Annotated in this window: 23 protein-coding genes and 1 pseudogene; 16 read left to right on the plus strand and 8 right to left on the minus strand. The window is 75.4% G+C overall.

Features of this window, described 5'->3' with window-relative positions:
* Window positions 1–38 precede the first annotated feature (38 nt).
* Together AB0H53_RS26230 and fabF are read left to right on the plus strand one after the other, a co-directional pair.
* Entirely contained in the window at window positions 39–287 is a 249-nt protein-coding gene (locus tag AB0H53_RS26230; RefSeq protein WP_362118149.1) for an acyl carrier protein, read from the plus strand.
* 65 nt (window positions 288–352) lie between these two features.
* Window positions 353–1,615 (plus strand): beta-ketoacyl-ACP synthase II, encoded by a 1,263-nt coding sequence (fabF, locus tag AB0H53_RS26235; RefSeq protein ID WP_362118152.1) that lies wholly within the window; start codon window positions 353–355, stop codon window positions 1,613–1,615.
* 106 nt (window positions 1,616–1,721) lie between these two features.
* On the opposite strand, the gene AB0H53_RS26240 is transcribed toward fabF, so the two are convergent.
* Window positions 1,722–2,216, minus strand: a complete 495-nt coding sequence (locus AB0H53_RS26240; RefSeq protein ID WP_362118155.1) for a DUF3145 domain-containing protein — start codon at window positions 2,214–2,216, stop codon at window positions 1,722–1,724.
* Window positions 2,217–2,466: 250 nt separating this feature from the next.
* On the opposite strand from AB0H53_RS26240, the gene AB0H53_RS26245 reads away from it, so the two are divergent.
* Window positions 2,467–3,423 (plus strand): SGNH/GDSL hydrolase family protein, encoded by a 957-nt coding sequence (locus AB0H53_RS26245; RefSeq protein WP_362118158.1) that lies wholly within the window; start codon window positions 2,467–2,469, stop codon window positions 3,421–3,423.
* Here AB0H53_RS26245 and AB0H53_RS26250 read toward each other — a convergent pair.
* Complete coding sequence (locus AB0H53_RS26250) at window positions 3,401–5,842, minus strand: glycoside hydrolase family 3 C-terminal domain-containing protein (RefSeq protein ID WP_362118161.1); 2,442 nt, start codon at window positions 5,840–5,842, stop codon at window positions 3,401–3,403. The genes AB0H53_RS26245 and AB0H53_RS26250 overlap by 23 nt on opposite strands.
* Before the next feature lie 133 nt (window positions 5,843–5,975).
* On the opposite strand from AB0H53_RS26250, the gene AB0H53_RS26255 reads away from it, so the two are divergent.
* From AB0H53_RS26255 to AB0H53_RS26270, 4 genes are all read left to right on the plus strand, one after another.
* Window positions 5,976–6,536 (plus strand): TetR/AcrR family transcriptional regulator, encoded by a 561-nt coding sequence (locus tag AB0H53_RS26255; protein ID WP_362118164.1) that lies wholly within the window; start codon window positions 5,976–5,978, stop codon window positions 6,534–6,536.
* A 63-nt stretch (window positions 6,537–6,599) separates the two neighbouring features.
* Window positions 6,600–7,862, plus strand: coding sequence for a pyroglutamyl peptidase (locus tag AB0H53_RS26260; protein WP_362118167.1), 1,263 nt, complete (start codon window positions 6,600–6,602; stop codon window positions 7,860–7,862).
* A 117-nt stretch (window positions 7,863–7,979) separates the two neighbouring features.
* Window positions 7,980–8,807 (plus strand): alpha/beta fold hydrolase, encoded by an 828-nt coding sequence (locus AB0H53_RS26265; RefSeq protein ID WP_362118170.1) that lies wholly within the window; start codon window positions 7,980–7,982, stop codon window positions 8,805–8,807.
* Window positions 8,804–9,385, plus strand: coding sequence for a hypothetical protein (locus tag AB0H53_RS26270; RefSeq protein ID WP_362118173.1), 582 nt, complete (start codon window positions 8,804–8,806; stop codon window positions 9,383–9,385). The genes AB0H53_RS26265 and AB0H53_RS26270 overlap by 4 nt, the downstream gene beginning before the upstream one ends.
* A gap of 37 nt (window positions 9,386–9,422) precedes the next feature.
* Here the strand turns inward: AB0H53_RS26270 and AB0H53_RS26275 are convergent, their stop codons facing one another.
* Window positions 9,423–10,223, minus strand: coding sequence for an EI24 domain-containing protein (locus tag AB0H53_RS26275; protein ID WP_362118176.1), 801 nt, complete (start codon window positions 10,221–10,223; stop codon window positions 9,423–9,425).
* Between the two features lie 68 nt (window positions 10,224–10,291).
* Between AB0H53_RS26275 and AB0H53_RS26280 the strand changes: the two genes are divergently transcribed.
* Window positions 10,292–12,841 (plus strand): M14 family zinc carboxypeptidase, encoded by a 2,550-nt coding sequence (locus AB0H53_RS26280; protein ID WP_362118179.1) that lies wholly within the window; start codon window positions 10,292–10,294, stop codon window positions 12,839–12,841.
* 56 nt (window positions 12,842–12,897) lie between these two features.
* Here AB0H53_RS26280 and AB0H53_RS26285 read toward each other — a convergent pair whose 3' ends face one another.
* Together AB0H53_RS26285 and AB0H53_RS26290 are read right to left on the minus strand one after the other, a co-directional pair.
* The gene (locus AB0H53_RS26285; RefSeq protein WP_362118182.1) at window positions 12,898–13,323 is read right to left on the minus strand and encodes an organic hydroperoxide resistance protein; all 426 of its coding nucleotides are present in this window, start codon (window positions 13,321–13,323) and stop codon (window positions 12,898–12,900) included.
* A 64-nt stretch (window positions 13,324–13,387) separates the two neighbouring features.
* Window positions 13,388–14,407 carry an NADP-dependent oxidoreductase gene (locus AB0H53_RS26290; RefSeq protein WP_362118184.1) on the minus strand — a complete coding sequence of 340 codons (1,020 nt, stop codon included), beginning with the start codon at window positions 14,405–14,407 and terminating at the stop codon, window positions 13,388–13,390.
* Window positions 14,408–14,512: 105 nt separating this feature from the next.
* On the opposite strand from AB0H53_RS26290, the gene AB0H53_RS26295 reads away from it, so the two are divergent.
* The gene (locus AB0H53_RS26295; protein ID WP_362118187.1) at window positions 14,513–14,953 is read left to right on the plus strand and encodes a MarR family transcriptional regulator; all 441 of its coding nucleotides are present in this window, start codon (window positions 14,513–14,515) and stop codon (window positions 14,951–14,953) included.
* A gap of 139 nt (window positions 14,954–15,092) precedes the next feature.
* Here AB0H53_RS26295 and AB0H53_RS26300 read toward each other — a convergent pair whose 3' ends face one another.
* Window positions 15,093–15,965, minus strand: a complete 873-nt coding sequence (locus AB0H53_RS26300) for a hypothetical protein (RefSeq protein WP_362118190.1) — start codon at window positions 15,963–15,965, stop codon at window positions 15,093–15,095.
* Between the two features lie 123 nt (window positions 15,966–16,088).
* Here AB0H53_RS26300 and AB0H53_RS26305 point away from each other — a divergent pair.
* The 5 genes and pseudogenes from AB0H53_RS26305 to AB0H53_RS26325 form a co-directional block, all read left to right on the plus strand.
* Window positions 16,089–16,643: pseudogene (locus tag AB0H53_RS26305) on the plus strand (hypothetical protein); the annotation flags it as partial.
* Between the two features lie 98 nt (window positions 16,644–16,741).
* The gene (locus tag AB0H53_RS26310) at window positions 16,742–17,785 is read left to right on the plus strand and encodes a rod shape-determining protein (protein ID WP_362118193.1); all 1,044 of its coding nucleotides are present in this window, start codon (window positions 16,742–16,744) and stop codon (window positions 17,783–17,785) included.
* Between the two features lie 14 nt (window positions 17,786–17,799).
* Window positions 17,800–19,344 (plus strand): GAF domain-containing protein, encoded by a 1,545-nt coding sequence (locus tag AB0H53_RS26315; protein ID WP_362118195.1) that lies wholly within the window; start codon window positions 17,800–17,802, stop codon window positions 19,342–19,344.
* Window positions 19,345–19,765: 421 nt separating this feature from the next.
* Window positions 19,766–21,232, plus strand: a complete 1,467-nt coding sequence (locus AB0H53_RS26320) for an acyl-CoA synthetase (protein ID WP_362118198.1) — start codon at window positions 19,766–19,768, stop codon at window positions 21,230–21,232.
* The gene (locus AB0H53_RS26325; protein ID WP_362118201.1) at window positions 21,225–22,583 is read left to right on the plus strand and encodes a carboxyl transferase domain-containing protein; all 1,359 of its coding nucleotides are present in this window, start codon (window positions 21,225–21,227) and stop codon (window positions 22,581–22,583) included. Before AB0H53_RS26320 ends, AB0H53_RS26325 begins: the two co-directional genes overlap by 8 nt.
* 80 nt (window positions 22,584–22,663) lie before the next feature.
* On the opposite strand, the gene AB0H53_RS26330 is transcribed toward AB0H53_RS26325, so the two are convergent.
* Window positions 22,664–23,665 (minus strand): helix-turn-helix domain-containing protein, encoded by a 1,002-nt coding sequence (locus AB0H53_RS26330; protein ID WP_362118204.1) that lies wholly within the window; start codon window positions 23,663–23,665, stop codon window positions 22,664–22,666.
* A 59-nt stretch (window positions 23,666–23,724) separates the two neighbouring features.
* On the opposite strand from AB0H53_RS26330, the gene AB0H53_RS26335 reads away from it, so the two are divergent.
* Entirely contained in the window at window positions 23,725–24,924 is a 1,200-nt protein-coding gene (locus AB0H53_RS26335; protein WP_362118206.1) for an MFS transporter, read from the plus strand.
* 12 nt (window positions 24,925–24,936) lie between these two features.
* On the opposite strand, the gene AB0H53_RS26340 is transcribed toward AB0H53_RS26335, so the two are convergent.
* The gene (locus tag AB0H53_RS26340; protein ID WP_362118209.1) at window positions 24,937–25,437 is read right to left on the minus strand and encodes a MarR family transcriptional regulator; all 501 of its coding nucleotides are present in this window, start codon (window positions 25,435–25,437) and stop codon (window positions 24,937–24,939) included.
* A 110-nt stretch (window positions 25,438–25,547) separates the two neighbouring features.
* Here AB0H53_RS26340 and AB0H53_RS26345 point away from each other — a divergent pair, with 110 nt between their 5' ends.
* Window positions 25,548–25,961, plus strand: a complete 414-nt coding sequence (locus tag AB0H53_RS26345) for an organic hydroperoxide resistance protein (RefSeq protein ID WP_362118212.1) — start codon at window positions 25,548–25,550, stop codon at window positions 25,959–25,961.
* The last annotated feature ends 123 nt before the right edge of the window (window positions 25,962–26,084 follow it).

Genomic DNA, 26,084 nt, shown 5'->3' on the forward strand with positions numbered 1-26,084 from the left:
GAGAAACACCCTCTGAGAACACACCGAAGGAGCGCCACATGGCCGCCACTCAGGACGAGATCGTCAAGGGCCTCGCCGAGATCGTGAACGAGATCGCCGGTATCCCGGTCGAGGACGTCCAGCTGGACAAGTCCTTCACCGACGACCTGGACGTCGACTCGCTGTCCATGGTCGAGGTCGTCGTCGCCGCCGAAGAGCGCTTCGACGTCAAGATCCCCGACGAGGACGTCAAGAACCTCAAGACGGTCGGCGACGCCGCCGACTACATCCTGAAGCACCAGGACTGACCGGATCGCCACCCGGCGGTGGCGCCGCATTCCCCATACCTCATACACGTGGAGAAAGAATTCCTGTGAGCCCGACCAATCGCACCGTGGTCGTCACCGGTATCGGCGCAACCACACCGCTGGGTGGCGACACCGCCTCGACCTGGGAAGGTCTCATGGCGGGACGCTCCGGCGTCAAGCCCCTCGAAGGTGACCGCTTCGCCGACATGCCCGTCCGTATCGCGGCCCCCGCGGCCGTCGACCCGGGCGAGGTGCTGCCCCGCCCGCTCGCCCGCAAGCTGGACCGCTCGGCGCAGTTCGCCCTGATCGCGACCCGTGAGGCCTGGGCCGACGCGGGCTTCACCGCGCCCGCCGGCGAGGACGACAAGGTCCGGCCCGAGCGGCTCGGCTCGGTCATCGCCTCCGGCATCGGCGGCGTGACCACCCTGCTCGACCAGTACGACGTGCTCAAGGAGAAGGGCGTACGCCGCGTCTCCCCGCACACCGTGCCGATGCTGATGCCCAACAGCCCCGCCGCGAACGTGGGCCTGGAGGTGAACGCCCGGGCGGGCGTCCACACGCCGGTCTCCGCCTGCGCGTCGGGCGCCGAGGCGATCGGGTACGCCGTCGAGATGATCCGCACCGGCCGCGCCGACGTGGTCGTCGCGGGCGGCACCGAGGCGGCCATCCACCCGCTGCCGGTCGCCGCGTTCGCCAACATGATGGCGATGTCCAAGAACAACGACGAGCCCGAGAAGGCCTCCCGCCCGTACGACAAGGCCCGTGACGGCTTCGTCCTGGGCGAGGGCGCCGGTGTCGTGGTCCTGGAGTCGGCCGAGCACGCCGCCGCGCGCGGCGCCAAGGTCTACTGCGAGGTCCTGGGCCAGGGCCTGTCGGCCGACAGCCACCACATCGCGCAGCCCGAGCCGAGCGGCCGCGGCATCGCGGCCGCCCTGCAGAACCTGCTGGACAGCACGGACCTGAAGCCGTCGGAGGTCGTGCACCTGAACGCGCACGCCACCTCCACCCCGCAGGGTGACGTCGCCGAGGTGAAGGCGCTGCGCCAGGTGCTCGGCGACGACCTGGACCATGTCGCCATCTCGGCCACCAAGTCGATGACCGGTCACCTGCTGGGCGGCGCGGGGGGCATCGAGACCGTCGCGACGGTCCTGGCGCTGTACCACCGCACGGCCCCGCCGACCATCAACATCGACGAGCTGGACGGGGAGGTCGAGGCCGACATCGTGCGCGACGAGCCGCGTGCCCTCCCCGAGGGCACCATCGCCGCGATCAACAACTCGTTCGGCTTCGGCGGCCACAACGTGGTCCTGGCCTTCCGTACGGTCTGACCCTCCGGCACCTGAGCGAAGAGGCCCCCACCGCCTTGGTGGGGGCCCTTTGTCGTACGGGGTCGGGGGACGCGCGGCGCCGGGGGCGCGGGGCGCGGGTACCGGGTCAGACGACCTGGTGCAGCCAGCGGACCGGGGCGCCCTCGCCCGCGTACCGGAAGGGTTCCAGCTCGTCGTCCCAGGGCTTGCCCAGGAGCTTGCAGATCTCGGCTTCCAACTGGGTCTCGCCCTGCGCCGAACGGGCCAGCGCGGCGCGCAGCCGGTCCTCGGGGATCAGGATGTCGCCGTGCATGCCGGTGACGGCGTGGAAGATGCCCAGCCGGGGCGTGGCGCTGTAGCGCTCGCCCTCGGCGGTGGGGCACGGCTCGGCGGTCACCTCGAAGCGGAGCATCTGCCAGCCGCGCAGCGCCGAGGCGAGCTTGGAGGCGGTGCCCGGTTCCCCCTGCCAGGAGAATTCCGCTCTCCAGGTGCCCGGGGAGGCCGGCTGCCGGATCCAGTCGAGCTGGACCCTCGCACCCAGCACGCCCGCCACCGCCCATTCGACGTGCGGGCACAGCGCGCGAGGTGCGGAGTGTACGTACAGGACTCCACGTGTCGTCACCGGGACCTCCAGTGTGGGACGAGGTTCGCCTTTCCCAGCGGCCTCAGTAAACAGCATCAGGAGTAAAACTCCACAAAAGGGACAGCGTGTGACGTGATGTAATTTACCGGAGCCGATCGGCGAAGGCGCCTTACGGTTCGACGGGGAAAAGCTACCGTGCGCCGGGGCCCTCGGCATGACGTACGGTCGGTCCCATGGGCCGTTGACACCAAGCTTTCACTCGCCAGGACGCCGACGAAAGGGCGAAAGGATGCCCGCGATACCGCCGCGCGGGGCAACCCCGCGCACCGCCGTCGCCACGTGGACCGCGCTGTTCGCGCTCTGTGCCGCCTTCCTGACGGGGTGTGACACGGGTTCCGCGCCCGGCGCGTCGGCGGCCCGGCGGCCCGCGCCCTCCCCCACCCCGGCGTGGGACCGCAGCCCCGCGTCGATCGCCGCTGTGGGTGACTCCATCACGCGCGGCTACGACGCCTGCTCGGTGCTCGCGGACTGCCCGGAGGTGTCGTGGGCGACGGGTTCGGACGAGCGGGTGAACAGCCTGGCGCTGCGGCTGCTCGGCGCCCGGGGGGTGGCCACCCGTAGCTGGAACTTCGCCCGGTCGGGCGCGCGAATGGCCCAACTGCCCGGCCAGATGGCGCAGGCGGCCGCCCGGAAGCCCGCCTTGGTCACGGTGCTGGTGGGCGCCAACGACGCCTGCCGGGACACCACCGATCTGATGACGCCGGTGGACGCCTTCCGCGCGTCCTTCGAGGAGGCGATGCGCCGGCTGCGGGCGGCCGCGCCCAGGACTCAGGTGTACGTGTCGAGCGTGCCGGACCTGAAGCGGCTGTGGTCCGAGGGCCGGGGCAACCCGCTGGGCAAGCAGGTGTGGAAGCTGGGCCTGTGCGCGTCGATGCTGGCCGGCGCGGACGACCTGGGCGAGGCCGCCGAACGGCGCCGCGCCCTGGTGCACGACCAGGTGGTGGCGTACAACGAGGTCCTGCGGGAGGTCTGCGCCGAGGACCGCCACTGCCGGTACGACGGCGGGGCGGTGTTCGCTTACCGCTTCACCGGCGCGCAGTTGAGCCCGTGGGACTGGTTCCACCCCGGTCTGGGCGGCCAGCAGCGCCTGGCGGAGATCGCCCACCGCGCCGTCACGGCGGAACGGCCGCCCGCGCCGGCCGCGGCGCCGGAGCGGCAGGCCGTCACACCTCCAGCACGGAGCTGAGCCGACGGTCCGTCACGGACCGCCCGGCGCACACCTCGTATGTGCCGGGGACGAAGGTCCATGTCCCGAGGTACTCGTCCCAGATCTCGAACGCCCGGCGCGGCAGTGGGATCTCGGCCTCGGCGCACTCGCCCGGACGCGCCTCGACGCCCGCGAAGCCGGCCAGCAGGCGCACCGGGCGTTGGACCGGGCCCGCCGTCGGGGCGAGGTAGAGCTGGACGACCTCGTGGCCGGGACGGGCGCCGGTGTTGCGCACCCGGACCGTGGCGGACCGCGGGGTCACGGTGAGCGCCTCGTACGCCCAGTCGGTGTAGCCCAGGCCGTGGCCGAAGGGGTAGGCGGGGGTGGCACCGGCCCGGTCCCAGGCGCGGTAGCCGATGAAGACGCCCTCGCGGTAGTGGAGGCGGCCGTCGGCCGGCACCACCTCGGTGACCGGCGCGTCGGCCAGCGTGGCGGGCCAGGTGGTGGGCAGCCGGCCGCCCGGCTCGGCCGCGCCCAGCAGCACGTCGGCCAGGGCGGCGCCGCCCTCCTGGCCGGGGAACCAGGTGAGCAGGACGGCGGCGACGTCGTCGCGCCAGTCCATCTCCACCGGGGCGCCCGCGTTGACCACGACGACCGTGCGCGGGTTGGCGGCGGCCACGGCCCGCACCAGGTCGTCCTGGCGGCCGGGGAGGGCGAGGCTCGTACGGTCGAAGCCCTCGGACTCGACGCGTTCGGTGGTGGCGACCACGACGATCGCCGTGTCTGCGTCGCGCGCCGTGGCGACGGCCTCGGCGATCAGCTCGTCGGGGTCGCGGCGCGGGGCGAGGTGGAGCAGGGAGAACACCACGGCCGGCAGCGGCGCCGCGTCCCGCCCGCACAGCCGGTGGAGCAGCGACACCTCGACCGGCTCCCCCGCGGTGAGGGCCACCGTGCCGCGCGGGATCGGGGTACCGAGGAACGCCTCGAACGGGTCGGTCTCCGGGCCCGTCGCCTGCACGCCGTCGTAGAGGGTCCGGCCCGCGACGGTGAGCCTGAGGGCGCCGAGCCCGCGGGTGCCGAAGGTGTGCTCGCCGCTCTCGCGGGGGGTGAGGGTGCCCGTGATCTCGACGCTGCGCAGGGTCTCGTGGGTGACGCCGGGGGGCAGGTCGCCGCCGATCCACTGCACCTGCCCCCGCGCCAGCGGGACCTCGGCGATCACCTCGCCCCGGGCGTCGCGGCAGCGGGCCCGCAGCGCGAAGCCGGGCCCCGCGGGGGCGGGTTCGCCGTCCGGGTCGGCGCCGACGGCGTAGCCGAGCGTGCCGGTGGGGAGCGCGGCGGTCAGAGCGTCCAGCGGTGAGACGGCGCGGCCGGGGAAGACCTGGGCGGAGCCGCCGCCGAGCACCCGGGGATCACGGGCGGCGGCGCCCAGGAGGGCGACCCGGCGCACCCCGGCCGGATCGATGGGCAGGGCCCGGTCCTCGTTGCGCGCCAGCACGAAGGACCGGCGGGCGATCTCACGGGCCAGCGCCTCGCCGTCGACGGGGGCGGGCGGCTCGGCGACGGCCGGCGGCGCTCCCGCCAGGGCCCCGACACGGGCGGCGAGCCGCAGCACCCGGCGTACCGCCCGGTCGACGGCCGCCTCCTCGACCTCGCCCGCCCGGACGGCGGCGGCGAGCGCCTCGCCGTACACGGTCCCCGGGCCCGGCATGGCCACGTCCAGGCCGCCCTCGATGGCGCCCCTGGTGGAGCGGGCGGCCATCCAGTCGGAGACGGTGAAGCCGTCGAAGCCCCACTCGCCGCGCAGCACCTCCTCGACGAGGTGGCGGTGCTCGGTCATGGCGCGGCCGTTGACCTGGTTGTAGGCGGTCATGACGCCCCATGGGCGGGCCTCGGCCACGATGGCCTCGAAGGGCGCGAGGTAGAGCTCGCGCAGCGGGCGCGGGGCCACGACGTTGTCGACGGTGAACCGGTCGGTCTCGGCGTCGTTGGCGACGAAGTGCTTGACGGTGGCGGCGACGCCGCCGTCCTGGACGCCCAGCACATAGCCGGTGCCGATCTCGCCGGTGAGGTACGGGTCCTCGCTGTACGCCTCGAAATGGCGGCCGCCCAGCGGTGAGCGGTGCAGGTTGACAGTCGGGGCGAGCAGCACGTGGACGCCCTTGCGCCGGGCCTCCTGGGCGAGGAGCCGGCCCGCGCGGCGGGCGAGGGCGGGATCCCAGGTGGCGGCGAGGGCCGTGGGCGACGGCAGGGCGACCGAGGGGTCGTCCGGGGTCCAGCGCACGCCACGGACCCCGACGGGGCCGTCCGACATGACCAGGGAGGCCAGGCCGATCTCGGGGACCGCCGGGAGGGTCCACATGTCCTGACCGGCCAGCAGACGGGTCTTGGTGTCCAGCCCCAGCTCGCCGAGCGTGCCGAGCGCGGTCCTGACGGCCTGTTCGCGGGCGGTGTCGCTCACGCCGTGCCTCCTCGTCGGTGGTCGGCCCATGATGGCGGGCGAACCAGTAGCCCGGTAGGTTTCGTGATGTTTTCGTTACTCGGTGATGCCGTACGGTCCTGTGCGGGAGCGGTGCCGGAAGGGGGCGAGGGCGATGGCGGGCAGAACCAGGAGCGCGGAGCGGCGCGCGGAGATCGTACGGGCGGCCCTGGAGGTGATCGCCGAACGCGGCTACCGGGGCGCTTCGCTGGGCGCGGTCGCCGCACGGGTGGGCCTCACCCAGCAGGGACTGCTGCACCACTTCCCCACCAAGGAGGCACTGCTCGTCGCGGTGCTGGAGGAACGCGACCGGTGGGACACCGGCGGCGGCCGCGAGGGCTGGCGGCTCGACCTGCTGGAGGCGCTCGTGGAGTACAACGCGATGCGGCCGGGCATCGTGGGGACCTTCTCCGCGCTGCTCGGCGAGAGCGTGACGGAGGACCACCCGGCCCGGGAGTACTTCACCCGGCGCTACACCCGGGTGCGGGCGGACATGGCGGACGTGCTGCGCACCGAGTACGGGGACCGGCTGCCCGGCGGGCTGACCCCCGAGCAGGCCGCGCCGCTGCTAACGGCGGTGCTCGACGGACTGCAGTACCAGTGGCTGCTGGACCCGGGCGCGGTCGACATGCCGGCGGCCTTCCGCGACTTCCTGCGACTGCTGGGGGCGCGGTAGCGGGAGGGGCGGGTGCGGCGGAATACTGCCGGCAGCCCGCACCCGACGGAAGGACCCCCGCCCGTGTCACGGATACGTACGACGCTCGGCACCGCCCTGGTCGCGCTCGCCCTGGGGGCGGCGCCGGTCTCCGCGGCGCCCGCCCCCGCGGCGGCCGCCCCGGTGCCGCCGGGCCCCACCGCCGAGGAGGCGCGCCTGGACCGTGCCGTACCCCGGGAGATCCTCCGGCGCAGCGGATTCGACACGGTGGCCCAGGAGTTCGCCGGCGCGCTGGCGCGGTCGCGCTCCTACCCGGCGGCCGAGCGCGCGGTCGAACGGCACGGGTCACGGCTGTGGCGGCGCGCGGTGGACCGGGTGCAGGGGCGGGGACCGGCAGGGGGTGACCTGAGCCGGGACGACGACCGGCCGCTGTACTGGGCTCGGTTGGGGATGACCCGCGAACTGCGCGCCTGGCGGCCGGGCTTCGCCCTGCCTGACGCGGAGCGCGACCGGCTGCTGGGGCGGCTGGAGGCCACCTCCCGGGGGCAGGACTCGATCCGCTTCCCGGCCGCCGCCGGCGGCGACCGGGGCAAGGAGGTCGGGCGGGTGCTGATGACCGGGTTCGACCCGTTCACGCTGGACCGGGACATCCGGATCAGCAATCCCTCGGGCGCGGCGGCCCTGGCGCTGGACGGCACGTTGATCCGTACGCCGGACGGCCGGACGGCCCGCGTCGAGACGGCCCTCTTCCCTGTCCGCTGGCGGGACTTCGCGGACGGTGCCGTCGAGCGGGCGCTGCGCCCGCAGCTGCCCCGGGTGGACCTCTTCACCACGGTGAGCCAGGGCCGGGTCGGCCGCTTCGACATCGAGCGCTTCAACGGCGCCTGGCGGGGCGGTTTCGCGGACAACGAGAACGCGTCCGTGACGGGCCCGGTGCCGGTCACCGACCCGGCTTCACAGCCGCAGTGGACGACGACGACCCTGCCGTACCGGGACATCGTGGCGGCGGACACGGGCCGCTTCCCGGTGTACGACAACACCTCGGTCACCGAGATCCCGGCCGGCGGGACGGCTCCGGTGGTCCGGCCCGGTGGTCCGACCGCCGGCTCGGCCGCCCGCGCGGGCGGCGGCGGTGACTACCTGTCCAACGAGATCGCCTACCGGGCCACGCTGCTGCGCGACCGCCTGGGCCTGCGCGGCCTGCCGGGCGGCCATGTGCACACCCCGGTGCTGCGGTTCGGCGGGACGGACACGGGGGCGGTGACGGACCCGGAGTTCCTGCGCGACCGGGCCGACATCACGGCACAGGTACGGGCCGTCATCGCGGCGGCGGTGGCCGCGGGCTGAGCACATCCCGGCCGGGGACACCGCCGGCCGGCCACGCGCCCACCGGGACTTTCGTCCCGGTGGGCGCGTTCTTGTCCGGGTAGGAGCGAAGGTGTCCGAGGAGAGGAGCACCCCACGATGGAGAGCCGAGGCACCGAGTACCGGGCCCGCCCGGTTTCCCCGGCCGTCACCACGGGAGCGGGACGGCAGCCGAAACTCTTCACCCGCCGCTTCGGGCCGCCGCCGCGACCGGGCGGGCCGGTGATGGTGCTGGTGCACGGCCTCGGGCTCTCGGGCCGCTACTTCGTTCCGCTGGCGCGCAGGCTCGCCGCCGACGGGGCGTCGGTCCTGGTGCCCGACCTGCCGGGCCATGTGCGCTCACGGGCCGTGGTGCGGCGCGTGCCCGACACCGAGGGGCTGGCCGCGGCGCTGGCACGGTGGCTCGACCGGGCCGCCCCCGGGCCGGTGCACCTGGTGGCCAACTCGGTGGGCTGCCAGGTCGCGGTGGCCCTCGCCGCCCGGCACCCGCGGGCCGTGCGCAGCCTGGTCCTGATCGGCCCCGCGCTCGACCCGGGAACCCCGTCGCCCTGGCGGCAGGGGGGACGGCTGCTCGCCGACGTGCCGCGTGAACCGCTCGGGCTGCTGGCCCTGGCGGCGGCGGACTACCTCGTCACCGGCCCGGTCCGCTTCGCCGCGGCCTTCCGCCACGCCCGGCGGTACGCCGCCGGCCCGTTCGAACGGCATCTCGCCCGGGTCGGGGCCCCCACCCTGGTGGTACGGGGGGCGGACGACCCGCTCGCCCCCCGTGGCTGGACCGAGCACGCGGCGCGGCTGCTCCGCCACGGCCGTACCGCCGTCGTGCCGGGCGCCGCGCACGCCGCGCACTACAGTGCCCCGGGCGCGGTGGCCGCACTCGTCACGGACTTCACGAACGGGGCGACGCCGCCCGGAGGAGAGGACGCATGACCTCGTGGAAGCCCCCTGCCCGCACCCACCGCGCGGACGGGCCGGACGGTGATCGGAGTACCGGGTCACCCTGGCTGCGGCTGCTGCCCGGCATCTCCCCCGAGCGCCGCGGCTTCGTCCTCGCCTGGTGGGCGTTCACCCTCACCTTCGGCGGACTGCGCCTGCTCACCTGGCTGGTGCACATCGACGCCGCCGGCCTGGGCGACGTCGAGGCGGGCGGGGTGCACATCCACCACTACGTGTGGGGCATCCTGCTGCTGGCCGCCGTGGCCGCGGCGGGGCTGGTCGCCCATTCGGCGCGCTGGCGCGCCTGGATGGGGCTCGCCTACGGCACGGGGCTGGCCCTGGTGGTCGACGAGGCGGCCCTGCTGATCAGTCTGGAGGACGTGTACTGGGACAGCGTCGGCGGTGTGAGCATCGCCCTGGCGATCTCCCTCATCGGCGTCGCGGGCAGCGCCCTGGCCCTGACGCGCGGGCGCGCCGCCTCCGGCGCGGACGCGGGGACGGACGCCGGGACGGGCGCCGGGACGGGCGCCGGGAAGGGATCGGACGCCGGGACGGGCGCCCGGCGGGCCTGACCGGCCCGGCGGGCTCGACCGGCCCCGCGCGCGCCGGTCAGGCGGCGCCGGGGCCGGTCTTGCCGAGGGTGTACGGGGCGGGGTCACGCGGCCGCGGCTGCGGCGGACCCGCCAGGTCGCGGGCCATCAGCGTGGCACCGGCGACCGCGCCGGGCATCAGGAAGACCGCGACGAACGGCACCAGGAAGGCCAGGGTCAGCGGAACACCGAAGCCCAGGGTGAGCAGGCGGCGCCCGCGCAGCAGGGCGAGGCGTTCCCTCAGTTCCACACCGCGGCGCTGGAGGGCCACCGCGGTGAGCTCCTCGGCGAGGAAGAAGCCGGAGACGCAGAACCCGATCACCGGGACCACGGTCTGGCCGATGACGGGGATGAAGCCGAGGGCGAAGAGGGCGACGCCGTACAGCGCGACCCGCGCCAGCACCCGCAGGCTGTCACGGGCGGAGATCCACAGCTCGCGCCAGAGGGGCAGCCCCGACTCGGGGACCTCGCCGCCCTCGGTGCGGTCGACCTGCTCGGAGAGCGACTCGTAGAAGGGCTGGCCGACCAGGAGGGTCACGGCGGTGAAGGTGATGACGGCCAGGAACAGCCCGAAGACGAAGAGCAGCGCGGTCAGGAAGCCCCGGAACGCGCCCTGCCAGGGCGAGGTCCAGTCGTCGGCGAAGGGCGTGGCCCACGCGGTCAGGTCGTCGGCGCCGTACGCCAGGCCGGTCAGCGCGCCCGCGTACAGCACGAGGGTCACCAGGCCGGGCAGCAGCCCGAAGCCGAACCAGCGGCCATGGCGGCCGACCCACCGCTGGCCCTTCATCACGTAGCCGAAGCCCACCCCGAGATCGCGCATGGGCTCACCCTATAGGGGCGGACAGGCCCTCTTGTTGTCATGGCGGCGACAGGGTAGACCCTCCGTCCATGGCGATACCCAGACGCTCCCTCGTTCCCGCCGCCCTCCTCGGCGCCCTGCTCCTGGCCCCCCTGCCCGCGTCCGCCGCCCCCGGCCACGACGGCCCGCGCCCCGTCCGCGAAGGGACCCCGGCCCGCGCCGGGACCCCGGTCCGCGAAGGGGGCGAGGCCCTCGCCGGCGCGCCGCTCGCCGCCGCCCGGACCGCGCCGGCCGGGGCGGCCGAGCCGGCCGAGCCGCGCACCGAGGCCGGCTATCCGCGCCGTACCGTCCTGCGCGCGCCGCCGGCGGACCCCGCCGACAGGTCGGTCCGGCTCGGCCTGGCCCCGTACCACGCGCTGGCCCCCCGGCTGAACGCCCTCCAGCGGCTGGGCGACCGGGTGAGCGTGGAGATCGCCGGGCGCTCGGTCGGCGGACGCGAGCTGTACCTGGTGACGGTGACCGCGCCCGAGAGTCCCCGGCAGGCGCGCGAACAGCGGCGGATGCGCGCGCTCATCGAGAACGCGCCGGCCACCGCCGCCGGGGACCCGCGGCTGGCCGCCTCCTACAAGACCCCGGTGTTCATCAACAACAACATCCACGGCAACGAGTGGGAGGGGACCGACGCCGCCCTGAGGCTGATCGAGGAGCTGGCCACCGCCGGGGACGCCCGGACGGCCGCGCTGCTGGCCAGGACGCGGGTGTACGTGAACCTCACGGCCAATCCGGACGGGCGGGTCGCCGGGACCCGCGCCAACGGCAACGGGTTCGACCTCAACCGGGACCTCATCACCGCCTCCCAGCCCGAGACCCGCGCGATCCGGCGGATCGCCATCGGCAAGCAGCCCGCCGTGATGCTGGATCTGCACGGGTACGTCAACGGCACGCTGATCGAGCCCACCACCCCGCCGCACGGCGAGAACTACGAGTACGACCTGTTCCTGAAGCACTCGTACGCCAACGCGCTGGGGATGGAGAAGGGCGTCAACGGGCTCGGCCTCACCCCGGCCGGGGACGGCGTGCGGCCGGCCGTCATCCCGTTCCGGGACCAGGCGGAGGGCTGGGACGACTGGCCGCCGGTCTTCACCCCGCAGTACATGCCGTTCCAGGGCGCGGTGGCCGCGCACACCGTCGAGTTCCCGCTGGCCGTGAACAACGCCGCCTACGACACGCTGCCCGTCACCGAGCTGCGCCGCCGGGCCGGCGTCAACTCGGCCGTCGCGGGCGCGGCGATGCGGGCCGCGCTCGACTACGCCCACCGGCACCGCGCCTCGGTGCTCGCCGACCAGATCGAGACCTTCCGGCGGGGGGCGGCGGGCGAGCCGCAGCGGCCGGTGTCGGAGAGGACCGTGCCGGGTGTGCCGGGCATCGGCCCGGAGGACGTGTACACCACCGACTTCCCGCGCGCCTATGTCATCCCGGCCGGGCGCACCCCGGCGGCGGCACGGCTGGTGGACCACCTCCTCGCCAACGACGTGCGGGTGCGCAGGGCGAGTGCCCCCTTCCGGCTGGGCGGCCGGACGTACCCGGCCGGCGCGTACGTCGTCGACATGCGCCAGCCCAAGCGCGGCCTGGCCAACGCGATCCTCGCGGAGGGCCGGGACATCAGCGCGGACGTCTCCGCGATGTACGACATCTCGGGGTGGAGCCTGGGACTGCTGTGGGGCACGGCGGTGGAGGAGGTGCGCGGCGGTGAGGTGCGGGTGCCCGGACCGCTCGTGTCGAAGGCGGCGCCGACCGGCCGGGTCGCCCCGCGCGGGGACCTGAGGCTGCGGTTGGACGATCCGGCGGAGCTCGCCGCCGTCAACGCGCTGCTGGCGCGCGGGGTGCGGGTGCGCGGGACGGCGGACGGCGCGGCGGTGGTGCCGGGGTCGGCGCGCGGGACGGCGCGGGCCCTCGCGGACCGGCTGGGCGTGCGGTTCGAGGCGGCGCGGGAGCGGGGCGGCGCGCCCCTGAGGCGGACCCGGGTGGCGGCGGCGGTGCCGGCCGGCGAGCTGTTCGCGCTGCGGGAGATGGGCTTCGACGTGGTGCCGGTGTCGACGGCCGTGCTCAACGCCGGCTTCGACTGGTCGAGGGCCGACGTGCTGTACGTGTCGGCCGGTCTCGACCACCGCGCGCTGACTCCGGCCGCCCGGGCCGCCCTCCGCGCGAGCGGCGTCGGCGTGGTCGGCACCGGGGCGGGCGGGGCGGCGTTCAACACGGCGGCCGGCCTGCTGGCGGCCACACCCGTGAGGGGCGGCGCGGACGCCAACGGCGTGGTGCGGGTGGCCGGCGCGGGCGGCGCGCTCACCGCGGGCGCGCCGGGGCACTCCTTCGTCTACGCACCGCTGTGGTTCACACGGCCGGGCCCGGGGGTGCGGGTGGAGCAGCGCTACGGCGCGCTGGTGGCCGGGCACTGGCGGCCGGGCGAGGACGGGCGCGGCGGGCCGCTGGAGGCGGCGGGTGCGGCGTCGGTCATCAGCGGAACGGCGGCCGGGGGCCGGACGCCGGTGGTGCTGTTCGGCACCCAGCCGCTGTTCCGGGCGCATCCCAAGGGCCTCTACGCGCAGGTCGGACGGGCGCTGCTGGCCACGGCGCGGTAACCGCCGGGTACGGCGAAGGGCCGCACCCGCTGCGGGGTGCGGCCCTTCGCGCGCGATCAGGCGACGGCGAGGTCGACCGTGATGTTGCCGCGGGTGGCCTTGGAGTACGGGCAGACCTGGTGGGCCTTCTCGATGAGCTCCCGGGCGGTCGCGGCGCTCACCTTCGGGATCTTCGCGGAGATCCTGACCGTGATCCCGAAGCCCTCGGCGTTCTTGCCGATGCCGACCTCGGCGGTGACCGTCGAACCCGAGATGTCGGCGCCTTCCTGGCGGGCGACCACACCGAGCGCGCCCTGGAAGCAGGCGCTGTACCCGGCGGCGAAGAGCTGCTCGGGGTTGGTCCCCTCGCCGGACCCGCCCATTTCCTTGGGCGGGTTGACGACCACGTCGAGCTTGCCGTCCTCGGTGGAGACGCGGCCGTCGCGGCCGTTCTCGGCGGTGGCGACGGCGGTGTACAGGACGTCGGACTGCTGTATGGACATGTGAGGAGTTCCTCCTGTGTAGCGCCGCGGCTCGCGCCCACGACCGCGACGGCCTGGAGTGAGCCTAGCGGGTGAGCGAGACGATCATCTTGCCGGTGTTCTCGCCGCGCAGCATGGCGAGGAACGCCTCCACGCCGTTCTCGACGCCCTCGACGGCCGTCTCGTCGTACTTGAGCTCACCGGAGCGCAGCCAGCCCGAGACCTCCCGCACGAACTGCGGCTGCAGGTCGGCGTGGTCGCCCACGAGCATGCCCTGGAGGCGCAGCCGCTTGCCGATGACCAGCGCGAGGTTGCGCGGGGCGGGGGTCGGCTCGGTGCTGTTGTACTGGGCGATCATGCCGCAGATGGTGGCCCGGCCGTGCACGTTGAAGGAGGAGATCGCGGCCTCCAGGTGCTCGCCGCCGACATTGTCGAAGTAGACGTCGATGCCGTCGGGCGCGGCTGCCTTGAGCTGCTGGGCGACGGGGCCGTTCTTGTAGTTGAAGGCCGCCGTGAAGCCGTACTCCTCGGTCAGCAGCTTGACCTTCTCGTCCGAGCCGGCCGAGCCGATGACCCGCGAGGCGCCCTTGAGCCGGGCCATCTGGCCGACCTGGCTGCCGACGGCGCCGGCCGCGCCGGAGACGAAGACCGCGTCGCCCTCCTTGAAGGACGCCACGTCGAAGAGGCCGGCGTAGGCGGTGAGGCCGGTCATGCCGAGGACGCCGAGGTAGGCGGAGAGGGGGGCGAGCGAGGGGTCGACCTTGGTGGCGTGCTTGGCGTTGACATCGGCGTACTCGCGCCAGCCGAGGCCGTGCAGGACGTGGTCGCCGACCGCGAAGCCGTCGGCGTTGGACGCGATGACCTCGCCGACCGCGCCGCCGTCCATGGGCTGGTCGAGCTGGAAGGGCGGGACGTAGGACTTCACGTCGTTCATCCGGCCGCGCATGTACGGGTCGACCGAGAAGTGCAGGTTGCGGACGAGGATCCGGCCCTCACCCGGCTCGGTGACCGGGGTCTCGCGCAGGGCGAAGTCCTCGGGCTTGGGCCAGCCGTGCGGGCGGGCGACGAGGTGCCATTCACGGCCGGACGCGGGAAGAGCGGACATGCTGCGGTGCCTCCTGGATTGCTGCACTGCCAAATTGCTTCACTACCTGAAACAACCATGCTCCTGGATATTTCAGGTTGTCAAGTAACTGGGTATCCTGATGGCATGTCCCGCAAACGCACAGCCGACCCGCTCACTCTCGAAGTGGTCGAGCTCATCGGCACGGTGGTGGCCCGCTACCACGAGGAGTACGAGCAGGCCGCCGCGCGGCACTCCCTGACCGGCGCGCAGGCACGCGTCCTGACCCTGCTGACGCTCGAACCGCTCCCGATGCGCCGCATCGCGCGGTCGCTGCGGTGCGAGCCGTCGAACATCACCGGCATCGTGGACCGGCTGGAGGCACGCGGCCTGGTGGAACGCCGCCCGGACCCGGCCGACCGGCGGGTGAAGCTGGCCGCGCCGACCGACGAGGGCCGCGCGACCGCCCGCCGGCTGCGGGACGCGCTGGACTTCGCCCGCGAACCGCTGGCCGCGCTGTCCGACGGGGAGCGGACCAGCCTGCGCGACCTGCTGCGCCGCATGCTGGGCGAGACGCCGGCGCCGTAGGACGGCACGACGGCACGAGTGAGCCGGGCTGGGCCGGGACGGGGGCGGGGCGCCCGGCCCGGGAGTCACACGGCGCGAGGGGGCACGGCGCCCCGGGCGGCCGGGCGGCCACCCGCGTCACCGGGCCGCCGGCGGGTGGCTACACGCACCACCAGAGCCACCAGTCGCACGGCTCCTCGGTCGGTGTGGGCTCCGGAGCGGGCTCCTGCGGGGGCGGCTCCGGAGCGGGCTGGGAGGTGGTGGGGCCTCCGTCGCCACCACTGTCACCGCCGCCGTCACCGCCGTCACCGTCACCGCCGCCGGTGGCGTCCCCTCCGCCGCTCCCGCCGTCGCCGCCGCCGGGGTCGCCCGGTTCACCGCCGCCCGGGCCGCCGTCGGAATCGCCCGGGCCGCCGGGGTCGGCAGGGGCCGGCTGCCCCGGCGCCGGGGCGGAGCCGGACGGGCCCGTTCCGGCCGGGCCCGCCGGGGCGGAGGCAGAAGGGGCCGGGCCGCCCGGGGGCGTCGCACTGGCGGACGCCGCGGCATCGGTGGCACCGCCGGCCGGATCCGACGACACGGGGACGGCCGAGCCGGGCCGGTTCACCGGTCCCGGCCCCTCCGGCCGGTCGGTGTCACCCGGCGCCTCGGGAGCCGGTTCCGTCTCCACCGGGTTCTCCTGCCGGACGGCGGTGGCCGGACCGTCCTCACCGGGGTGCTCGATCGCCAGCTCGGCCAGGCTCAGGGCGCCGGCCGCCAGCACCAGCGCGGCCAGGCCGATCAGCAGCTTGCGCCCCCGGCGCCGGCGCGCCCGGCGGCCACCGCCCCCGGGCGTCCCGCGGACCCGCCGGGCCTGGCCGCGCGCACGGCGGGGTCCCGGGGTCGGCGGGTGCACCTCGTCCCGGTCGAGCTCGTAGACGTGGGCCGCCCCGGGTGTCCGCGGGTCGTCGTACCTGAGCTCCTCGACGGGGGTACCGCACCCGGCACAGGCCAGCGCGCCATTGAGGTGCCGCTGGCACTGGTGGCAGTAATCCATGGCGCCCGCAGATTATGCGCCGATGGGGCACCGGAGACAGCCGGGACTGTGAGGGTCTTGTGTGAAAAGGGCCTCTGCCCGGCGCGCCCGCTCGATTCGGCCGGAACAGGCAGGATGTCCCTCATGGACACCGACGCCCCCTTCGGCCCGCTCGACTTCCAGCTGGTCCTGCTGCGCCGGATGGCCGACCACCAGCCGGGACTGGTCGAGGACGCCCGCCGGGAGCTGGGCGCGTCGGTCGCCGGGATGCGGGAGGCCAACCGCCGCTGGCAGGCGATGACCCGCGCCCGCCGGAGCCGTGGCGCGCTCGCCCGCTACCGCTCGGTGCTCGGTGAACCCGAGTCGCGCGCCCACCGCGTGATCGGCGACCTGGAGTGCGACGCGCTGCTGTGGCCGGTGCCGCTCTGGCCGGACCTGCGGTTCGAGGTGCTGGCCGCGCCCGGCGGCGCGGTGTGGAACGCGTGGCTCGTCCGGGCCCCCGGCGCGGCGGGCCCCGAGTTGCGTACGGCGGCCGACCTGCGCCCCTGGAGCTGCACCGTCGACGAGGTGGCCCGGGCCTTCGCCCCGGTCCGTCCGCTGGAGGGCAGCGCGCCCACCCGGTGGGGACTGGCGTTCGCACCGCCGGGCGGGGCACCGTGCGTCGCCGAGTTCACCTGGGGACTGCTCCAGCGACTCGTACGGCCCTGGCCTGTCACCCCGTCAGCTCCTCCGGCGCGCGCCGGGCCCCGGGCGGCCGCACGATGCGAAGACGTACCGCTCTCAGGAGGATCCGCACCGTGACCGTCAGTCTTGAGCAGTTGCGCCGCTGCCATGTCGCCGTCGACCTGGGGGCCGCCCGGACCCGGGTCTTCGTCAAGGGTGTCGGCCTCGTCGTCGACGAGCCGAGCGTCGCCGCCGTCAACACCCGCACCGGCGCGCTGATCGCCGTCGGTGAGTTCGCGGAGAGGATGACCGGCCGCACCCCCGACTACATCCGCGTCGTGCGCCCGGTCTCCGGCGGCACCGTCGTCGACATCGAGATGGCCCAGCGGATGCTGCGGCACCTGCTCGGCGAGAAGCTCCGCCGCCAGCTCCGCCGCAAGCCGCTGCTGCGGGCCGCCGCCTGCACCCCGCACGACAGCGACCCGCTGGCCCAGCGCGCCACCATCGAGACGCTCGTCGGACTGGGCGCCCGCCGCGTGGAGCTGGTCGACACCCTGATCGCGGCGGCGGTGGGCTGCGGGCTGCCGGTGGAGCAGCCCACCGCTTCCATGATCATGGTGTGCGGCGCGGCCACCACCCAGGTCGCGGTCCTCTCACTGGGGGCGATCGTCACCGCCGTGCGCATCCCGGTGGGCGGCAACGCCATCGACCACGCGGTCATCCAGTACCTGCGCCACCACCACGAACTGATGCTGCCCAGCCAGTCCGTCCGCCCCCTCCAGCTCGCCCTGCACGGCAACGGCCTCACTCCGCAGGGCCCGGCCTCCACCGAGATCCACGGCCGGGACGTGGCGACCGGGCTGGCCCGCTCGGTCCTGGTGGACACCGCCGCGGTGCGCCAGGCCATCCACACCCCGCTGACCGCCGTGCTCGACGGCATCGGCAAGGTCCTGCGCGACTGCCCGCCCGACCTGGTGGCCGACCTGGTCGACCGGGGAATCATGATGGTCGGCGGCAGCGCGCTGCTGCCCGGCCTGGACCAGATGCTGCGCGACGCGACCCGGATGCCGGTGCACATCGCCGAGCGGCCCGACATCTGCGCGGTGCTCGGTCTCGGGGCGATGCTGGAGGGCCGCATCCAGCCGCTGGTGCTGAACCCGCTCGCCGACGCCGACTGAGCGGCGGGCGCGAGGTGGGCCCGGACCAGCCCGCGCCACGGCTGCCGGCCCTGCTGGAAGCCGTACTGAACGTCGGCACCGACCTGGACCTGCGCACCACCCTCCAGCGCGTCGTGGAGTCGGCCGCCGAGCTGACCGGTGCCCGGTGCGGGGCGCTGGGGGTGGTCGACCCCGAGCGCGGCGGGCTCGCCGAGCTGTACACCACCGGGCTGGACGAGGAGGACCGCCGGCGCGTCGGCCGGCTGCCGGACGGGCGGATCGGGCTGCCCGGCGGGCCGGCCCGCGAGCCGGGCTCCTCCATCGGGGTGCCGGTCCGGGTCGGCACCGAGGAGTACGGCGACCTCTGCCTCACCGGCAGGCGCGGGGGCCCCTTCACCGAGGAGCACCTGGCGATGCTGCGGGTGCTGGCCGCGCAGGCCGGCATCGCCGTCGGCAACGCCCGGCTGTACGAGACGGCCCGGCAGCGCGAGCGCTGGATCGAGGGCGCCGCGGCGGTGACGACCGCCCTGCTGACCGGCGGCGGGACGGCCGACGCGCTGACGACCGTGGCCGAACGGGCCCGGCTGCTGGCCGGCGCGGCGGCGGGCGTCGTCCTCCAGCCCACCGGCGAGGGCGGGATGGAGATCGTGGCCGCCTCCACCCACGACGACCCGGGCGACCTGGTCGGCACCACCATCGAACCCGGCTCACCGGTGCTGGCCGAACTGCTCGGCGGACGGCCGGTGTTCGTGGCCGACTCCGCGACCGACCCCCGGATGACCACACGGGTACGCACCCGGTTCGGGCCGTCGATGATGCTGCCGTTGCAGAGCGGCGGGAAACTGATCGGCACCCTCGCCCTGCCCCGGCGGCGCGGCGACCCCCCGTACTCGGCGGTGGAGCGGCTGCTGGGTTCCCAGTTCGCCTCGCAGGCGGCGCTGGCGCTGGTCCTGGCGGACGCCCGGCGCGACCGGGAGCGCCTGGCGGTGTACGAGGACCGCGACCGTATCGCCCGGGACCTGCACGACCTGGTGGTCCAGCGGCTGTTCGCCACCGGGATGATGCTGGAGTCCACCCGCCGCCGGGCGGCCGTCGCCGGGCCCGGCGACGCCCCGGGAGACGGCGCCCCCGGCTCCGAGGAGGAGCTGCTGGGGCGGGCGGTGGACGAGCTGGACTCCACCGTCCAGGAGGTGCGGACGGCGATCTTCGCGCTCCAGCAGCCCCCGGCGGACGCGCCCCGCTCCTTCCGGGGGCGGGTACTGCGCGAGACCGGCGGCGCGGCGGCGCTGCTGGGGTTCCGGCCCTCGGTGCGCTTCACCGGCGCGGTGGACGCCTTGGTCCCCGCCCCGGTGGCCGGCCCCCTGCTGGCCGCCCTGCGCGGCGCGCTGGCGGCGGCGCACCGCCGGCCCGGCCTGTCGTCGGTGGACGTGGTGGTGGACGCGGCGGCCACCCTGCCCGACGGGAGCGCCGGCGTCCGGCTGACCGTCACGGACGACGGGTTGCGCGACGACGGCACGCGCGGGACCACGCTGACCTGGCAGTCGCCGCGCGAGGGCGTCCGGGGGCGCGGAGAGGTGTGAGGGGCGTGCACCCGGGGGCGCTCACCCGGGGGAGACCCGTGGCAGACGGGGCGGTCTGCCGGGTACCGGATCGCGGCCGGGTACCGGATCGCGGCCGGGTACCGGATCGCGGCCGGGTACCGGATCGCGGCCGGGGGTGCTGGCCCCGGGTGACCGGTGGGACCGCGGGTGGACGCCCGCCCTCGCCGGGCGCGGAGCTGCCGTGCCCCAGGAGCGGGTACGGCCCCGGTGGCCCGCGGGTACGGCCCCGGTGGGCCGGTACGCCATGGGGGTGACCCCGCCGCAGCCGCGACCGGCCGCGGCGCCGGCGTGGCGGTGATCACCCACGGGCCCCGCGGCCGGCCGGCGCCGGAGGGGACAATGGCGGTGCCTGTGCCGAGCAGGTGGACAGCCCCGTGCAGCAATGCGAGGAGGACGACGAGTGAGTTCCCTCTTTCCGGCCGTGGCGGCCGGTTCCGACCGGACCGCGCTGCGCTTCCGCGCCCGCGAGGGCGAGGGCGAGGGCGCCCTGACCTACGGTGGGCTGCGCGCCGCCGCCGGCGCGCTGGCCGCCCGGCTGGCCGGGGCGGAGCGGGTCGCGGTGTGGGCGACGCCCACGCCGGAGACGGCCGTGGCGGTGGTGGCCGCGCTGCTGGCCGGGGTCGCGGCCGTACCGCTCAACCCGAGGACCGGCGAGCGCGAGCTGACCCATGTCGTCACCGACAGCGCGCCGGCGCTGGTGCTGGCCGGGCCGGACGACGTACTGCCCGCCCCGCTGGCGCACCTGCCCCGCGTCGACGTCCCCGCCGGCGTGCCCGCACAGGGCCCGCCCGTGCCGCTGCCCGAGGAGCCCGAGCCGCGGGCGCCCGCGCTCGTCGTCTACACCTCCGGCACCACCGGCCCGCCCAAGGGGGCGGTGCTGTCCCGGCGGGCGGTCTCCGCGACGCTCGACGCGCTGGCGGACGCCTGGGCCTGGACCGCCGACGACGTCGTGGTGCACGCCCTGCCGCTGTTCCACGTCCACGGGCTGGTCCTGGGCGTCCTCGGCCCGCTGCGCCGGGGCGGCGCCGTGTGCCACCTGGGCGCCTTCAGCACCGGGGGCGTGGCGCGGGAGCTGGCCGGCGGCGGGACCGTGCTGTTCGGCGTACCGACGATGTACCACCGGCTGGCCGACGCCCTGGACGGCGACCCGGAGCTGGTGAAGGCGCTGGCCGGCGCGCGGTTGCTGGTCTCCGGCTCGGCGGCGCTGCCGCTGCACGACCACGAGCGGATCACCGCCCGGACCGGGCGGCGGGTGATCGAGCGGTACGGCATGACCGAGACCCTGATGAACACCAGCGTCCGGGTGGACGGCGAACCGCGCCCCGGTTCGGTCGGCCTTCCCCTGCCGGGCGTCGGGCTGCGGCTGGTCGAGGAGGACGGCTCGGAGATCACCGCGTACGACGGGGAGAGCGTCGGGGAGATCCAGGTGCGCGGCCCCAACCTGTTCACCGCCTACCTGAACCGGCCGGACGCCACCGCCGCCGCCTTCGACGGGGACTGGTTCCGCACCGGGGACATGGCGGTGCGGGACGCGGACGGCTCGGTGCGGATCGTGGGCCGCAAGGCCACCGATCTGATCAAGAGCGGCGGTTACAAGATCGGCGCGGGGGAGATCGAGAACGCGCTGCTGGAGCACCCGGGGGTGCGGGAGGCGGCGGTGACCGGGGAGCCCGACCAGGACCTCGGCGAGCGGGTGGTGGCCTGGGTGGTCCCGGCCGACCCGCACAGCCCGCCCGGCGAGGAGGAGCTGGCGGACCATGTGGCCGCGCAGCTCGCCCCGCACAAACGGCCCCGCGCGGTCCGCTACCTGGAGGCCCTGCCCCGCAACGACATGGGCAAGATCATGAAGCGGGCGCTCGGTGTCTGACGGGGTGGCCGCCCGTGCGGTGATCTCCTCGGTGACCGACGGGTTCACCGAGCACACGCCTCCGTGGCGGCCGATACCGCCGGACGGCCCGCTCTCCTGGGAGGGCTACGACGCCACCCGGGCCCGCGCCGCCGCCCGAACCGGCGAGGAGGAGTCGGTGGTGTACGGCGTCGGCTCCCTGGGCGGCCGGGCGTTCGTGGTGCTCGCCTTCGAGTTCGGCTTCCTCGGCGGCTCGCTGGGCGAGCGGACCGGCGACCGGCTGGAGGCCGCCTACCGGCTGGCCCGGGAGCGCCGTGTCCCGCTCGTCTCGCTGGTGGCGACCGGCGGCAGCCGGATGCAGGAGGGCATGGCGGCCCTCACCCAGCTCCAGCGGGTGGCGCGCGCCTCGGTGCTCCTGCGGGAGGCGGGCGTGGCGCACATCGCGGTGCTGCGCGACCCGACGACCGGCGGTGGCTGGGCCACGGTCGGCGCGGGCGCCGACGTGATCCTGGCGCTGCCCGGTGCCCAGGTCGGGTTCGCCGGGTCGCGGGTGCGCCCGCCGGACGCGGACCCGGCCGCGTACACCGCCGAGGGCCAGCTCGCGGCGGGGCACGTCGACGCGGTCGTCCCCGCCGACGGCCTGCGGGGCACACTGGCGCGCTGGCTGGCCGCGCTGGGAGGGCCGCGCCCGGCCCCCGAGCCCGCGCCCCCGCCGGAGGCGCGGGCGCCCGCCGCCCCGTCGGCCGCTGGGCCGGCACCGGCGTCGCTGCCGGAAAGCGGCTGGGAGGCGGTGCGCCGGGCCCGGGATCCGCGCAGGCCCAGGGCGCGTGCCTACCTCGACGCCTACTTCGCCGACCGCCTGCCGCTCAGCGGAGACCGGTGCGGCGGTACGGACCCGGGGTTGCTGTGCGGCATCGGGGTGCGCGACGGACGGGCGATCGCGTACGTCGCGCAGTGCGGCACCGCCACCCGCCCGGCCGGTTACCGCACGGCCGCGCGGGTGATCCGGCTCGCGGACCGGCTCGGGCTGCCGGTGCTGACGCTCGTGGACACCCCGGGGGCGGCCAACGACGCCGAGGCGGAACGGGCGGGGGCGGGCGCGGCGATCGCCGAGGCGTTCGCGGCCGTGGCGAGCGCCCGGGTGCCGGTGACGACACTGCTGATCGGGGAGGGCGGCTCGGGCGGCGCGCTGGCGCTGGCGGCGCCGGACAACACCTGGGCCACACCGGACGGATATTTCTCGGTGATCGCCCCGGAGCTGGCGGCGGCGATCCTGAAACGGCCGCGCGACCAGGCGCCGCGCACGGCCGAGCAGTTGCGGCTGCGCCCGCAGGACCTGGTCGAACTGGGCGTCGTGCGCGGCATCGTGTGACGCCGGGGCGTTCGAGGCCGTCCGGTGCCGGGGTGCCGGCCGCATCACGTCAGTACAGGATCACCTACCATGTGCGGCCCTCACATCGGTTCGCCCGCCGCGTGCGCGGATCCGTCGCGCTGCGCCCGCACCAGGGCTTCGCCGGCCTCCGTCCGGTAGTAGAGGACCGACCGCCCGGAGCGGCGGCGCAGCACCAGCCGGGCGTCGAGCAGGACCTTGAGGTGGCGGCCCACCGACCCCAGGCCCTGTCCGGTCAGCGCCACCAACTGGGTGGTGCTCCTGGGGGTGTCGAGGAGGTGCAGCACACCGGCCCGCCCGGGTCCCAGCAGCCTGCCGAGCGCCCTGGGCACCGTCCCGGCCCCGCCCGTACCGGCCAGGGCGCCCGCGCACGGGTAGACCAGGGCGTACCGGTGGGGGGCGTCCCAGGAGGTCCAGCCCTGGCGGGGGGTGACCGGGACGAACATCAGCCGGGCTCCGGAGATCTCCCGGGGCGGGTTGGCGTGGGTGTTGATCTGCAGCCTGTTCCCGCCGAGCCACCGCATGCCGGGGCGCATGCCGTCCAGCGCCGCGGCCCAGCCACCCCGACTCAACCGGGTGGTGCGCGCGACGACATCGGCCTCCAGGACGCGCCGACGCTGCGGCCAGTAGGGCGACACGGCCTCGTGCCACACCCACTCCACGAGGTCGGCGACCCGCTCCGGGAGGTCGTCGCGGCACAGCACGTCCGGCAGCGGGCCGCCGAGCGACACGGTCAGGTCCGCGCGGGCGGTCGCGGGCGGCCAGGTCCGGATCCGGGTGAGCTCCTCGGCGAAGGTCGGCGCGCCCTCGCCGGTGGGCGTGGGGGTGAGGAAGTCGGCGTTCCAGGTGCGTCCCAGGGCGGCCCGGACGGTCAGCGCAGTGATCGGGTCGCGGGCCAGCCGTTCGCGGTAGGCGGGCAGGTGCCGGTCCAGCCAGGCGCGCTCACCGGGGTGGGCGGCGGTGGCCCGCTCCAGCGTCTTCAGGCCCGCGACGGCCTCGGCGAGCGGTGAGACGACGAACCGGCTGTCCGCCAGTGTGTCCGCGTTGACCTGCCACCACCCCATGTTTCGCCTCCCCGCGAAACACTAACGCCGGTGTGCCGGCGGCTCCGAGACTCCCTGGCATGCACACGTACCGCGAGCTGTTCCGGACGCCCGAATACACCCCTCTCTTCCTCGTCTCCGCCACCCAGGTGACGGCCCACACCGTGAGCGGCCTCGCCCTGGGCACCCTGGTCCACGCCGCGACCGGCTCCCCGCTCCTGACGGCGCTGGCCATGTTCGGCCCCGCCCTCGCCCAGTTGCTCGGCGCCACCACCCTGCTGTCGGCGGCCGACCGGTTGCCGCCACGGGCCGCGTTGACCGCGCTGGCGCTGCTGTTCGGCGCCGGCACCGCCGTCCAGGCCGTCCCCGGCCTGCCCGTTCCGGTGATCTTCGTTGTCCTGCTGGTGCTGGGCGTGCTCGCCTCGCTGGGCGGCGGAGTGCGCTACGGCCTCCTCAACGAGGTGCTGCCCGAAGGCGGTTACGTGCTGGGCCGGTCGCTGCTCAACATGACGACGGGTGCCGCGCAGATCTGCGGGTTCGCGCTCGGCGGCGTCCTGGTGGCCGCGCTGTCGCCGCGCGGCACCCTGCTGACCGGCGCCGCCCTGTACGTGGCGGCCGCCCTGGTCGCCCGGTGCGGGCTCGGCCACCGGCCGCCCCGCGCCTCCGGGCGCCCGTCGGTCGCGGCCACCCGGCGCGCCAACGCGCGCCTCTGGTCCTGCCCGCACCGCCGGCACGTCTACCTCGCCCTGTGGGTGCCCAACGGGCTGATCGTGGGGTGCGAGTCCCTCTTCGTGCCGTACGCCCCCGGGCACGCGGGGCTCCTCTTCGCGTTCGCCGCGCTCGGCATGCTCGCCGGCGACACCCTGGCCGGCCGGTTCGTGCCGTCACGGTGGCGGCAGCGGATCGAGGCACCGCTGCGGCTGCTGCTGGCCGCGCCGTACCTGCTCTTCGCGCTGCGGCCCTCGCTGCCGCTGGCGGTGGCGGCGGTCACGCTGGCCTCGGTCGGCTACGCGGCCACGCTGCTGCTCCAGGAGCGGCTGATGGCGCTGACGCCACGGGAACTGACCGGCCACGCGCTGGGGCTGCACTCCTCGGGCCTGCTGGCCATGCAGGGAGTGGGCGCGGCGCTCGCCGGCGGTGCCGCCCAGCTCAGCACTCCGGCCGCGGCGATGGCCCTCATGGCGGCGCTCTCCCTCGCGGTCACCCTGTCCCTGGTCCCGGGCCTGCGGGCCGCCCGGGAGGCGAGCGGGGCGTCCGCGCCGGCCGGGCCGTCGGCGTAGCTCCCGGGGCGGCTACGGCCGGGGAAGCCGCTCGGCCGCGCACTCCCCCGCGTCCGCCCCGGCCGTGTCGAGGGCGGCCGTGAGCTCGTTGAGGCGGGCGCGCAGCTCCCGGACCTCGTCCAGGGACATCCCGGTGGCCGCCGCGACGCGGCGGGGCACCCCGAGGGCCCGCCCGCGCAGCTCCGTGCCGGCGGCGGTGGGCCGGGCGGTGACCGACCGCTCGTCCTCGGCGCTGCGCCGGCGCTCCACGTAACCGGCCGCCTCCAACCGCTTGAGCAGCGGCGACAGGGTGCCGGAGTCCAGCCGCAGGTGCTCGCCGATCCGCTTGACCGGCAGCTCGCCGTGCTCCCACAGCACCAGCATCACCAGGTACTGGGGGTAGGTGAGGCCGAGGTCCTTCAGTGTGACGCGGTACACGCCGTTGAAAGCGCGTGCGGCGGCGTGCAGCGAGAAGCAGATCTGGTGGTCGAGGCGGAGGAAGTCCTCGTCCCGCGCGGTCGAAGGCATGTCCATGGACCCATGGTACGCGACCATGAGTACGTCATTCAGTTGCGCACAATCTAATAGTGCGATAGACATGCTGTGTCGAGCTTCCCCCCACCCGACCCGAGGACAGGACTTCCATGAACGCGCTGTACACCGCCGTCGCCACCGCCAACGGCCGCGAGGGCCGCGCCGTCAGCTCCGACGGCCGGATCGACCTTCCCCTCGCCCACCCCCAGGCCCTCGGCGGCAACGGCCAGGGCACCAACCCCGAGCAGCTCTTCGCCGCCGGGTACGCGGCCTGCTTCGCCAGCGCGATGGGCGCGATAGGACGCCAGGAGAAGATCGACGTCAAGGACGTGTCGGTGACGGCCGAGGTGAGCATCGGCAAGGACACCGACGGCGGCTTCGGCCTGGCGGTCGTCATCCGCGCCGAGCTCCCCGACCACCTCCAGGGCGAGGCGGGCCGCGAGCTGCTGGAGAAGACCCACGCCTACTGCCCGTACTCCAAGGCGACGCGCGGCAACATCGCGGTGGAGCTCGTCATCGAGTGACCACGGCCGGCGCCGCCCACCGAAGCGGTGCCCGCCCGGCCGGGCGGGCGCCCCGAGAGCCCGCTCCGCCCACGAGGTGCCCGTACCAGACGGCCGCCGCCCTGAGCCCCGCGAGCACACCCC

The organism is Streptomyces sp. NPDC050856 (assembly GCF_040653855.1).
Taxonomy (GTDB): Bacteria; Actinomycetota; Actinomycetes; order Streptomycetales; family Streptomycetaceae; genus Streptomyces.

Bases quoted from the DNA above. Each gene is read 5' to 3' on its own strand.
- AB0H53_RS26230 (WP_362118149.1), top strand. From the start codon at position 39: ATGGCCGCCACTCAGGACGAGATCGTCAAGGGCCTCGCCGAGATCGTG.
- AB0H53_RS26245 (WP_362118158.1), top strand. From the start codon at position 2,467: ATGCCCGCGATACCGCCGCGCGGGGCAACCCCGCGCACCGCCGTCGCC.
- AB0H53_RS26255 (WP_362118164.1), top strand. From the start codon at position 5,976: ATGGCGGGCAGAACCAGGAGCGCGGAGCGGCGCGCGGAGATCGTACGG.
- AB0H53_RS26265 (WP_362118170.1), top strand. From the start codon at position 7,980: ATGGAGAGCCGAGGCACCGAGTACCGGGCCCGCCCGGTTTCCCCGGCC.
- AB0H53_RS26270 (WP_362118173.1), top strand. From the start codon at position 8,804: ATGACCTCGTGGAAGCCCCCTGCCCGCACCCACCGCGCGGACGGGCCG.
- AB0H53_RS26275 (WP_362118176.1), bottom strand. From the start codon at position 10,223: ATGCGCGATCTCGGGGTGGGCTTCGGCTACGTGATGAAGGGCCAGCGG.
- AB0H53_RS26280 (WP_362118179.1), top strand. From the start codon at position 10,292: ATGGCGATACCCAGACGCTCCCTCGTTCCCGCCGCCCTCCTCGGCGCC.
- AB0H53_RS26285 (WP_362118182.1), bottom strand. From the start codon at position 13,323: ATGTCCATACAGCAGTCCGACGTCCTGTACACCGCCGTCGCCACCGCC.
- AB0H53_RS26290 (WP_362118184.1), bottom strand. From the start codon at position 14,407: ATGTCCGCTCTTCCCGCGTCCGGCCGTGAATGGCACCTCGTCGCCCGC.
- AB0H53_RS26295 (WP_362118187.1), top strand. From the start codon at position 14,513: ATGTCCCGCAAACGCACAGCCGACCCGCTCACTCTCGAAGTGGTCGAG.
- AB0H53_RS26300 (WP_362118190.1), bottom strand. From the start codon at position 15,965: ATGGATTACTGCCACCAGTGCCAGCGGCACCTCAATGGCGCGCTGGCC.
- AB0H53_RS26330 (WP_362118204.1), bottom strand. From the start codon at position 23,665: ATGGGGTGGTGGCAGGTCAACGCGGACACACTGGCGGACAGCCGGTTC.
- AB0H53_RS26335 (WP_362118206.1), top strand. From the start codon at position 23,725: ATGCACACGTACCGCGAGCTGTTCCGGACGCCCGAATACACCCCTCTC.
- AB0H53_RS26340 (WP_362118209.1), bottom strand. From the start codon at position 25,437: ATGGACATGCCTTCGACCGCGCGGGACGAGGACTTCCTCCGCCTCGAC.
- AB0H53_RS26345 (WP_362118212.1), top strand. From the start codon at position 25,548: ATGAACGCGCTGTACACCGCCGTCGCCACCGCCAACGGCCGCGAGGGC.